9 protein-coding genes and 2 riboswitches are annotated in these 11,373 nt (G+C 62.7%); all 9 genes read left to right on the forward strand.

Features of this window, described 5'->3' with window-relative positions; translation table 11 throughout:
* Window positions 1-220 precede the first annotated feature (220 nt).
* Window positions 221-333: riboswitch (glycine riboswitch) on the forward strand.
* 52 nt (window positions 334-385) lie between these two features.
* Window positions 386-526, forward strand: a riboswitch (glycine riboswitch).
* Between the two features lie 88 nt (window positions 527-614).
* The 9 genes from gcvT to PPGU16_RS16290 all read left to right on the forward strand — a co-directional run bounded on the left by gcvT (window position 615) and on the right by PPGU16_RS16290 (window position 11,370).
* On the forward strand, window positions 615-1,733 hold the full coding sequence (gene gcvT / locus PPGU16_RS16250; protein ID WP_180721059.1) for a glycine cleavage system aminomethyltransferase GcvT: 1,119 nt from the start codon (window positions 615-617) through the stop codon (window positions 1,731-1,733).
* A gap of 103 nt (window positions 1,734-1,836) precedes the next feature.
* The gene (gene gcvH, locus PPGU16_RS16255; RefSeq protein WP_042305124.1) at window positions 1,837-2,217 is read left to right on the forward strand and encodes a glycine cleavage system protein GcvH; all 381 of its coding nucleotides are present in this window, start codon (window positions 1,837-1,839) and stop codon (window positions 2,215-2,217) included.
* A gap of 67 nt (window positions 2,218-2,284) precedes the next feature.
* A complete protein-coding gene (gene gcvP, locus PPGU16_RS16260; RefSeq protein ID WP_180721061.1) occupies window positions 2,285-5,218 on the forward strand; it encodes an aminomethyl-transferring glycine dehydrogenase in 2,934 nt (977 codons plus the stop codon).
* 343 nt (window positions 5,219-5,561) lie between these two features.
* The gene (locus tag PPGU16_RS16265) at window positions 5,562-6,401 is read left to right on the forward strand and encodes an NAD-dependent epimerase/dehydratase family protein (RefSeq protein ID WP_180721063.1); all 840 of its coding nucleotides are present in this window, start codon (window positions 5,562-5,564) and stop codon (window positions 6,399-6,401) included.
* Complete coding sequence (locus PPGU16_RS16270) at window positions 6,398-7,450, forward strand: class I SAM-dependent methyltransferase (RefSeq protein WP_180721064.1); 1,053 nt, start codon at window positions 6,398-6,400, stop codon at window positions 7,448-7,450. The genes PPGU16_RS16265 and PPGU16_RS16270 overlap by 4 nt, the downstream gene beginning before the upstream one ends.
* The gene (locus PPGU16_RS16275; RefSeq protein ID WP_180721066.1) at window positions 7,447-8,217 is read left to right on the forward strand and encodes a cephalosporin hydroxylase family protein; all 771 of its coding nucleotides are present in this window, start codon (window positions 7,447-7,449) and stop codon (window positions 8,215-8,217) included. Before PPGU16_RS16270 ends, PPGU16_RS16275 begins: the two co-directional genes overlap by 4 nt.
* 57 nt (window positions 8,218-8,274) lie before the next feature.
* On the forward strand, window positions 8,275-9,051 hold the full coding sequence (rfbF, locus tag PPGU16_RS16280; RefSeq protein WP_180721068.1) for a glucose-1-phosphate cytidylyltransferase: 777 nt from the start codon (window positions 8,275-8,277) through the stop codon (window positions 9,049-9,051).
* Window positions 9,051-10,136, forward strand: coding sequence for a CDP-glucose 4,6-dehydratase (rfbG, locus tag PPGU16_RS16285; RefSeq protein WP_180721069.1), 1,086 nt, complete (start codon window positions 9,051-9,053; stop codon window positions 10,134-10,136). Before rfbF ends, rfbG begins: the two co-directional genes overlap by 1 nt.
* Window positions 10,137-10,146: 10 nt before the next feature.
* A complete protein-coding gene (locus PPGU16_RS16290) occupies window positions 10,147-11,370 on the forward strand; it encodes a class I SAM-dependent methyltransferase (protein WP_180721071.1) in 1,224 nt (407 codons plus the stop codon).
* Window positions 11,371-11,373 lie beyond the last annotated feature (3 nt).

Raw genomic sequence — 11,373 nt, forward strand, 5'->3', positions numbered from 1 at the left:
TAATTGGGGACGCAAGTTGCCACCTTGTCAGAAGTATCCAACACGTCCTTCCTTGGTAATTGGTCAATCAATTGCCATGTTCGAGGTCAATTCGGTCGATAGCGCGTCCCTGTAGACGACCATATTTTTGAAATCATTGTCGCGTCCGCGGCCGCTACGCTTGCGTCCGCGCAGGCCCGGCGCCGCAATTTGACATCCCTCCGCCCCTCGCGTACATTCGCCGCACGCGTCGGGAGAGCGCGCCGTCCGCTGTCGTTTTCAGAACGCCCAGCAGCCAGCGCCGCCGAAGGGGCACACCCGCAAACTCTCAGGCAAAAGGACCGACCGCGTCGAAAAACCCGCTCGTCATCCGGTCATAGCGACCCCAAATTGACTGAGCGCCCGTTTTTCGCACTCTGGAGAGCGGCAGTAGCGCCGGTGCACTCAACCGCACGCGCAGGCTGCCCACCGAAGGGGCGCGCGCCAGCCCATCAGCACTCGCTGACGGCAGCGCAATCTCTCAGGTATCGAGGACAGAGGGGGCATGCAGTTATCGCTCGTTGGCCCGAGATGGGATCAGGCCGCGAGGGTTTCGCCGCATGGCCTTTCCTGTTTAGCGACGCCCCGAGGCCCCGATGACCGAACTCAAACACACCCCGCTCCACGCCACGCACCGTGCGCTCAATGCCCGCATGGTCGACTTCGGCGGGTGGGACATGCCCGTCAACTACGGCTCGCAGATCGAAGAGCATCGCGCCGTTCGTACGGACGCCGGCATGTTCGACGTCTCCCATATGTGCGTCGTCGATTTCACGGGCGAGCGCGTCCGCGCTTTCTTCGAGCGCGCGCTGGCGAACAACGTCGGCAAGCTGCAAGCCCCGGGCAAGGCGCTCTACTCCTGTCTGCTGAATCCCGAAGGCGGCGTGATCGACGATCTGATCGTCTATTACTTCGGCGAAGATCATTTCCGCGTCGTCGTGAATGCCGGTACGGCTGAGAAAGACGTCGCGTGGTTCAACAAGCTCAATGACGACAAAGGCTTCGGCCTGACCATCAAGCCGCGCCGCGACTACGCGATCGTCGCCGTGCAAGGCCCGAACGCGCGCGAAAAAGTCTGGGCGACCGTGCCGCACGCACGCGCCGCCAGCGAAGCCCTCAAGCCCTTCAACGCCGCGCGCGTCACCGATACGCCGTTTGGCGAACTCACCGTCGCGCGCACCGGCTACACGGGCGAAGACGGTTTCGAGATCATCGTTCCCGCCGATCACGTCGAAGCGCTGTGGAACGCGCTGCAGGCACAGGGCGTGCGCCCCGCCGGTCTCGGCGCGCGTGACACGCTGCGCCTCGAAGCCGGCATGAATCTGTACGGCCAGGACATGGACGACGACGTGTCGCCCCTCGACGCCGGTCTCGCATGGACGGTCGACCTGTCCGCGCCGCGCGATTTCATCGGCCGCGCAAAGCTGGAAGCGGACGGCTCGAAGTCGTCGTTCGTCGGCCTGATCCTGCACAAGGACAACGGCAAGGCGGCGGGCGTGCTGCGCGCGCACCAGAAGGTCGTCACGGCCGCTGGCGACGGCGAAATCACGAGCGGCACCTTCTCGCCGACCATGCAGGAATCGATTGCGTTTGCGCGCGTGCCGAAGGGCGTGCAGCCGGGCGATGTCGTCCACGTTCAGATCCGTGACAAGGCACTTCCCGCCAGCGTGGTTAAACTGCCATTCGTGCGCAACGGCAAAGTGCTCGTCGGCTGATCGGTCACTCGATGAGCGTCACGAGACAGACACCGGACAGACACGAAAGCGTCGCGTGCGACCCACCATTTAAACCAACCGAATTACCGCATAGGAGCATCCGATGAGCATCCCGGCCGATCTGAAATACACCGAATCGCACGAATGGGTCCGCACCGAGGCGGACGGCACGCTGACGGTCGGCATCACCGACCACGCGCAGGAAGCGCTCGGCGACATCGTCTTCTTCGAAGTGCAGCAACTGGGCCAGACCGTCTCGGCAGGCGATACCGTCGCCGTCATCGAATCGGTGAAGGCGGCTTCCGATATCTACGCGCCGGTTTCGGGCGAGATCATCGAAGCGAACCCGAACGTCGCCGATACGCCGGACGCCGTGAACAGCGCGCCGTACGACAACTGGCTGTTCAAGATCAAGCCGGCTGCGGGCGCATCGGAAGACCGTCTGATGGACGCCGCCGCCTACGGCAAGTCGATCGGCGAATAAGCCACTCACTCACGACAGGCGCGGCGTTCGCCACGACAGAAGAACGCCGCGCCAGCAGGAACATTCAATGAAGCTCGAACACCCGGATCGTCTGATGAACCGCACTCCTCTCTCGCTCGCCGCGCTCGAAGTGCATGACGCCTTCGCCGAACGGCATATCGGCCCGGATACGGCCGATCAGCAGTCGATGCTCGAAGCCCTCGGCTTCGCATCGCGCGCCGCGTTGATGGACGCGGTGATTCCGAAGACGATTCGCCGCCTGGACGCGCTGCCGCTCGGCCCCTTCGCCCAGCCGAAGAGCGAAGCCGAAGCGCTCGCCGCGCTGCGCGAACTCGCGGACAAGAACCAGGTGTTCCGCTCGTACATCGGTCAGGGCTACTACAACGCGCACACGCCCACCGTCATCCTGCGCAACGTGCTCGAAAATCCGGCGTGGTACACGGCTTACACGCCGTACCAGCCGGAAATCTCGCAAGGCCGCCTCGAAGCGCTGCTGAACTATCAGCAGATGATCGTCGACCTGACAGGCCTCGCGATCTCGAACGCGTCGCTGCTCGACGAATCGACGGCCGCCGCCGAAGCGATGACGCTGCTGCAACGCGTCGGCAAGCCGAAGTCGAACATTTTCTACGTGGCAGACGACGTGCTGCCGCAAACCATCGAAGTCGTGAAGACGCGCGCGAAGCCCGTCGGCATCGAAGTGAAGGTCGGTCCGGCTGCCGAGGCGGCGAGTTCGAATGCGTTCGGCGTGCTGCTGCAATATCCGGGCGTGAACGGCGACGTGCTCGACTACCGCGCGCTCGCTGAAGCGATCCATGCAGCGGGTGGCCACGTGGTCGCCGCCGCCGACCTGCTCGCGCTGACGATGCTCACGCCGCCGGGCGAATGGGGCGCGGACGTGGCCGTCGGCAACTCGCAGCGCTTTGGCGTGCCGGTCGGCTTCGGCGGCCCGCACGCGGCGTATCTCGCCGTGCGCGACGAATTCAAGCGTCAGATGCCGGGCCGTCTGGTCGGCGTCACCGTCGATGCGCAAGGCAACCCCGCGCTGCGTCTCGCGCTGCAAACGCGCGAACAGCACATCCGCCGCGAAAAGGCGACGTCGAATGTGTGCACGGCGCAAGCACTGCTCGCGATCATGGCCAGCATGTACGCCGTCTATCACGGCCCGCGCGGCCTGAAGATGATTGCGCAACGCGTGAACCGCATCGCCGCGCTGCTCGCGGAAGGCGCGAAGCAACTTGGCTATACGCTCGTCAACGAATCGTTCTTCGACACGCTCACCTTCGAAACGGGCGCACGCACCCAGGCGCTGCACGACGCCGCGACGGCCAAGGGCATCAATCTGCGTCACGTGAGCGAAACGCGCGTCGGTCTGTCGCTCGACGAAACCACCACGCGCGCCGATCTCGCCGATCTGCTTGCCGCTTTCGCGCAAGCCGCATTCGTCGAAGCCGTGCCGCAAATCGACGAACTCGACGCAAAGCTCGGCGCGTCGAACACGTTCCCGAAGACGCTCGAACGCGAGAGCGCGTATCTGACGCACCACGTATTCAACCGTCACCATTCGGAAACGGAAATGCTGCGCTATCTGCGCAGCCTGTCGGACAAGGACCTCGCGCTCGACCGCTCGATGATCCCGCTCGGCTCGTGCACGATGAAGCTGAACGCGACGTCGGAAATGCTGCCCGTCACGTGGCCCGAGTTCGGCCAGATCCATCCGTTCGCGCCCGCCGAGCAAACCGTCGGCTACCGCGAAATGATCGATCAGCTCGAACAGATGCTGGTCGCCGCCACCGGCTACGCGGCCGTGTCGCTGCAACCGAACGCCGGCTCGCAAGGCGAGTACGCGGGTCTGCTGATCATCCACGCGTATCACGAGTCGCGCGGCGAAGGTCATCGCAATGTGTGTCTGATTCCCGCTTCGGCGCACGGCACGAACCCCGCGTCGGCGCAGATGGCAGGCATGCAGGTCGTCGTCGTTGCGTGCGACGCGCAAGGCAACGTCGATATCGAAGACCTGAAGAAGAAGGCCGAACAGCATTCGGCCAAACTCGCGGCGATCATGATCACGTATCCGTCGACGCACGGCGTGTTCGAGCAGAACGTCCGCGAAGTCTGCGAGATCGTGCATGCGCACGGCGGCCAGGTGTATGTGGACGGCGCGAACATGAACGCGATGGTGGGTCTCGCGGCGCCGGGCCAGTTCGGCGGCGATGTTTCGCACCTGAACCTCCACAAGACGTTCTGCATTCCGCACGGCGGCGGCGGACCGGGCGTTGGCCCTGTTGCCGTCGGCGCGCATCTGGCGAAGTTCCTGCCGAACCAGACGTCGACGGGCTATGAACGCGACGCGAACGGCATCGGCGCCGTCTCCGCTGCGCCGTATGGCTCGGCGTCGATCCTGCCGATCTCGTGGATGTACATCGCGATGATGGGCGCGAAGAACCTGACGGCCGCTACCGAAACCGCGATCCTCAACGCGAACTACGTCGCGAACAAGCTCGCGCCGCATTACCCGGTGCTGTATTCGGGCCCGGGCGGACTGGTCGCGCACGAGTGCATTCTCGATCTGCGCCCCATCAAGGAAACGAGCGGCATCTCCGTCGATGACGTCGCGAAGCGCCTGATGGACTACGGCTTCCACGCGCCGACGATGAGCTTCCCGGTGCCGGGCACGCTGATGGTCGAGCCGACCGAATCGGAATCGAAGGAAGAGCTGGATCGTTTCATCGAAGCGATGATCGCGATTCGCAACGAAATCCGCGATGTCGAGGAAGGCCGCAGCGATCGCGAAGACAATCCGCTCAAGCACGCACCGCATACGGCGGCAGTGGTCGTCACGAACGACTGGAAGCATGCGTATGCGCGTGAAACGGCGGCGTATCCGCTGCCGTCGCTGATCGCGAAGAAGTACTGGCCGCCCGTCGGTCGTGCGGACAACGCGTACGGCGATCGCAACCTGTTCTGCTCGTGCGTGCCCGTGGCAGACTACGAGGCATAAACCATCCTGCGGAACGCCCCACGAGGCGTTCCCCCTGAACGGCCGCTGCTTCCGCCTGAGTGCGGGGACAGCGGCCGTTTTGTCTGGTTAGCGCTTTTTCGCGGGTTCCGTTGGCGGCCGACTCGCCGTTCCCTCTCCCTCCCTCCTTCCCCTGCGCTGACCGCCTCCCGGCTCACGCCTGAGCAGCCGGCTTCCACGCCTCTCCGCTGCTGCCGCCCATGCGATGCCCGCGAAATGGGCCGGAATCCCGTCGCTATTCGCCGAAATGAGTAAACGGTGATTCCGTAAACTGCCCATCAGATTCCACTAATGCAGTTCCCATTCGACGCCTCGAACTATCACCATGACGCACATTGCCATTACCGGCGCGACGGGCTTTATCGGTCGGCATGTACTCGCGCAAGGGGCAGCTCAAGGCCTCGACGTCGTGGCCGTTACGCGTGGCCCCGCGCCAGCCCGGCAGGACAACGTCAGGTGGGTTTCGCTCGACGTCGCGTCCCCTCCCGATAACGCGTTCGACTTGCTGGGCAGGCCCGACGTACTCATCCATCTCGCATGGGGAGGCCTGCCGAACTATCGCGCACGGCGTCATTTCGAAGTCGAGCTGCCGACCCATTACGCCTTTCTGCGCCAGCTCGTCGAGGCGGGGCTGCCGTCGCTCGTCGTGGCGGGAACCTGCCTGGAATATGGCCTGCGCGATGGCGCGCTCGACGAGACCCATCCCGTTGCACCCGTGACGCCATATGGCTTCGCAAAGGATGCGCTGCGCCAGCAGCTTGAATATCTGCAACGCGATCACGCATTCAATCTGGCGTGGGCGCGGCTTTTTTACATGCACGGCGACGGCCAGGCGCCCACGTCGCTCCTGTCGCAACTGCGTGCTGCCGTCGAGCGCGGCGACCATTCGTTTGCCATGTCGCGCGGTGACCAGTTGCGCGACTACCTGAGCGTGACGGATGTCGCGCGGAATCTGGTGGCTCTCGCCACGAGCGGCAAGAACGTCGGCACAGTCAACGTCTGCTCGGGCACGCCGCGCTCGGTGCGCGGCCTGGTCGAGCAATGGCTGCATGACCACGACTGGAATATCCAGCTGGAACTGGGCCGCTATCCGTATCCCGACTACGAACCAATCGCCTTCTGGGGAACCCGGACCAAGCTCGACCGCGTACTGGAGACCTTATGACTGTCGTACGAGAACTGTATCGCGCAAACGCCCTGCCCGTGTTTCAGAACCGCATGTACGAGACCAGCACGGAAGCACGCAACTCGCCCGTCGGCGATGTACGCCTGGTGGAAGACCTGAGAACGGGCCTCGTCTACAACGAGGCGTTTCGCCCAGAGCTGCTCGACTATGACGAGCACTACCAGAACGAGCAGGCCGTCAGCGCCAATTTCCGCCAGCACCTCGAGGAGGTCGCGGACATCGTCACACGCACGCTCGGCAAGCACTCGATCATCGAGGTGGGCTGCGGGAAAGGCTATTTTCTGGAGATGCTGGAAGAGCGCGGCTTCGACATCACCGGCTTCGATCCCGCCTACGAAGGCTCGAACCCGGCAATCGAAAAGCGCTACTTCGACGCTCACGCGGGCATGCAAGGCGAAGCTCTGGTGCTACGGCACATCCTCGAGCATGTCGCCGACCCCGTCACATTTCTTGCACAGCTACGCGACGCCAATGGAGGCTGCGGCAAGATCTACATTGAAGTGCCGTGTTTCGACTGGATCTGCGAGCGCGGTGCATGGTTCGACATCTTCTACGAGCACGTCAACTACTTCCGGCCCATTGATTTCGAGCGCATGTTCGCCGTCGTGCATGAAAGCGGACACCTGTTCGGCGGGCAGTATCAATATGTCGTCGCGGAACTCAGCAGCTTGTGCGCACCGAGTTACGACGAGCGCGCCGCCGTAGATTTTCCCGCGATCCTGTCCCCAGTGGTCGAGCGCCCCGCTCAAGGCGATGCCGCTGTGGTCATCTGGGGTGGCGCGTCGAAGGGTGTGATCTTCGCGCTGAACTGCCTGCGCAACGGCACGCCCGTATCCGCCGTCATTGACATCAATCCCGCAAAGCAGGGCAAGTATCTGCCCGCGACCGGGCTGCTCGTGCAGGCGCCGCACGATGTGCTGCCCAGCCTGCCCGCCGGCTCTGCGATCTACGTCATGAATTCGAACTATCTCGACGAAATCCGCGCCCAGGCCGGGTCTCAATTCACCTATATCGGTATCGACACATGAATACATTCGAACAGGAAGTCCGCCAACGCATCGACGCAAACGGGCGCGATGCGGCTTTGCGCGAGGTCGGCCTGACCTTCGTCCGCGAGACGACCGGGCCGCGCTACTCCTATAACTTTTCCTGGTTGGGCCGCCCGATCATTCAGTATCCGCAAGACATGGTTGCCATGCAGGAACTGATCTGGGAGGTTCGCCCCGACATCATCATCGAAACGGGTATCGCCCATGGCGGCTCGCTCATCCTGAGTGCCTCGATGCTCGCGATGCTCGATCTGTGCGATGCCATCGAGCGAGGCGAAATGCTGGACCCGTCGAAGCCGCGCCGCCGCGTCGTGGGCGTCGACATCGATATCCGCGCACATAACCGGGCGGCAATCGAAGCGCACCCGCTCGCGAACCGCATCGATCTGATTCAGGGCTCGTCCGTCGCGCCCGACGTGCTCGAACAGGTCTACAAACACGCCGAAGGTTGCAAGAGCGTGTTGGTCTGCCTCGATTCGAATCACACGCACGAACACGTGCTAGCCGAACTCGAGGCCTACGCGCCGCTCGTCACGCCTGGCAGCTACTGCGTGGCATTCGACACGATTATCGAAGACCTGCCTCGCGACGCATTTCCGGACCGCCCGTGGGATCACGGCGACAATCCGAAGACGGCCGTATGGGCGTTCGTCGAGAAGCATCCCGAGTTCGAGATCGACCGCCAGATCGATAACAAGCTTTTGATTTCAGTCGCGCCGGAAGGTTATCTGAAGCGCGTGCGTTGAACAAGCGCGCACTGCCGTCACGGACCCACCACGTACTCATTCACGAAGCATACCGAAATGAAAGTTGTCATTCTCGCTGGCGGACTGGGCTCGCGCCTGTCCGAAGAGACTCAGGCACGTCCGAAGCCGATGGTGACCGTTGGCGACCGCCCCATTCTGTGGCACATCATGAAGATCTATGCGTCGCACGGCATGACGGACTTCATTATCTGCTGCGGCTACAAGGGCTACGTGATCAAGGAATATTTCGCCAACTATTTCCTGCACTCGTCCGACGTCACGTTCGACCTCGCGCAAAACAAAATGGAAGTGCATCAGCGCAATGCCGAACCGTGGCGCGTCACGCTGCTCGATACCGGCGAGCATTCGATGACGGGCGGCCGCCTGAAACGTGCGTCGCATCTGCTGCGTGAAGAAGAAGCGTTTTGCCTGACGTACGGCGACGGCGTCGGCAACGTCGACATCACGCGCCTCGTCGAATTCCATAAGCGTCACGGCAAGCTGGCGACCGTCACGGGCGTGCAACAACCTGGGCGTTACGGCGTGCTTCAGCTGGCCGACGACGAACGCGGCGTGATCGGGTTCGCCGAGAAGCCGCAGACGCAATCGTCGTGGATCAACGGTGGCTTCTTCGTCCTGTCGCCGCGTGTGCTCGACTATATCGACGACGACAGCATCCCGTGGGAAAGCGAGCCCATGCAACGGCTCGCATCGACCGGTCAGTTGCAAACCTATCGCCATGACGGCTTCTGGCAGCCGATGGACACGCTTCGCGACAAGCATCAGCTCGACGCGATATGGGCGACGGGCAAAGCCCCCTGGAAGACGTGGTGATGAACCCATCCTTTTGGCACGGACGACGTGTGTTCGTCACCGGGCACACGGGTTTCAAGGGAAGCTGGCTGTGCCTCTGGCTGCAGCGCCTGGGCGCACAGGTCACCGGGTACGCGCTGCAGCCGCTCACTGAACCATCGCTATTCGACGCCGCTCAGGTCGCGTCGGGCATGAACCACCTGGCTGGCGACGTACGCGACGCGGCGGGCGTGCGCCACGCGCTCGAAGCGGCGCGTCCCGAAGTCGTTTTTCACCTCGCGGCGCAATCGCTCGTCCGGCAATCTTATGCGGACCCCATCGAGACGTACTCGACTAATGTCATGGGCACGGTACATGTGCTCGATGCAGTCCGTCATGTGAACAGTGTGCGCGCGGTCGTCAACGTCACTAGCGACAAATGCTATGAAAACCGCGAGATCACACGCGGATACGATGAAAGCGACGCCCTAGGCGGACATGATCCTTACAGCAACAGCAAGGGCTGCTCTGAACTGGTGACGGCGTCGTACCGACAATCGTTCTTCAATGGAAACTCCCACGCCGCCATTGCCAGCGCTCGCGCCGGCAATGTGATCGGCGGAGGCGACTGGGCGCGCGACCGCCTCGTGCCGGATCTGCTGCGCGCGTTCGATCGCGGCGAGCATGCCGTTGTGCGCCGGCCGCATTCGGTCAGGCCCTGGCAACATGTGCTCGAGCCGCTTGCGGGTTATCTGATGCTGGCGGAACGTCTCGTCGAAGGCGACGCGTCGTTCGCGGGTGCGTGGAACTTCGGCCCGCTCGCCGACGACATGCGATCGGTCGAAGAAATCGCTTCGCAACTCGTTTCGGCGCTTGGCAACAATGCCGCATACGAAGTGCAACAGGAAGCGAACGCACCTCACGAAGCGGGCCTGTTGTTACTCGATGCGAGCAAGGCGCGCCGCGAACTCGGCTGGAATACGCTGCTCAAGCTCGATGAAGCATTGCAATGGATCGCGCAATGGCATCTTGCATACCGTACGGGATCGGGGGCGAGGGTCGCCACGCTGGCGCAGATCGAACGCTACGAGGCTCGAATCAATGCGGCGGCTGCCGTGCAATACTGAGGAACACATCTTGAACTGCCGTCACTGTGGTGAACCGCTCACCCTTCCATTCGTCGATCTCGGCTTCGCGCCACCGTCGAATGCCTATCTGACAGCCGACGACCTGACACGCCCCGAAGGTTACTACCCGCTCAAGCTGTTCGTCTGCACGGATTGCTGGCTGGTGCAGACGGAAGACTATGCGGCGCGCGAAGCGCTGTTCGACGCCGACTATGCCTACTTCTCGTCGACATCCGAAAGCTGGCTCGCTCACGCGCGCCGCTACGTGTCGTCCATTACTGAAGATCTGTCGCTCGACCGCGACTCGTTCGTCATCGAGGTCGCCTCGAACGACGGCTACCTGTTGCGCAATTTCGTCTCCGACGGTGTGCCCTGCCTCGGCATCGAACCGACGGCGAGCACGGCTGCCGCAGCCGAAAAACTGGGTGTGCCCGTGCTGCGCGAATTTTTCGGCGCTGCGCTCGCCCGAGATCTCGCGGAACGCGGCCAACGCGCCGACCTCATTATCGGCAACAACGTGTTCGCACACGTTCCGGACGTCAACGATTTCACGCTAGGCCTGAAAATCGCGCTGAAGCCCACCGGCACCATTACGCTGGAGTTTCCTCACCTCGTCTGCCTGATCGATGAAGGTCAGTTCGACACCATCTATCACGAGCACTTTTCGTATTTCTCGCTTCTCGCCGTCGATCGCATCTTCGCGAAAGCGGGCCTGCGCGTGTGCCGCATCGAACAGCTGCCTACCCATGGCGGAAGCTTGCGTGTCTATGGCTGCCACGCGGATGACCCGCGCGCGGACGACGCATCGGTCGCACGCATCCGCGCGCTGGAAAGCGAACGCGGAATGGAAAAGCGGGAGACCTATCAGGGCTTTCAAAGCCGCGTCAACAAGACGAAAGATGGACTTCTGCGATTTCTGATCGACAGCAAGGAAGCCGGCCTGGCCGTCGCTGCATACGGCGCGGCAGCAAAGGGCAACACGCTTCTGAACTACGCGGGTGTCAAACCCGATCTGCTCGCCTACGTGTGCGACTTCGCTTCGTCGAAGCAAGGCAAGTTCATGCCCGGCAGCCACATTCCCATCGTGTCGCCAGAAGAGCTTGCGCAATTGCAACCCGATGTCGTGCTGATCCTGCCGTGGAATATTTCTGAAGAAATCGTGTCGCAGCATGCTGCGACATTCGGGAAGCATGCACGCTTCGCGGTCGCCGTTCCCGAGGTGCGTTACCTCTGATGC

Source organism: Paraburkholderia largidicola, from assembly GCF_013426895.1.
GTDB lineage: Bacteria > Pseudomonadota > Gammaproteobacteria > Burkholderiales > Burkholderiaceae > Paraburkholderia > Paraburkholderia largidicola.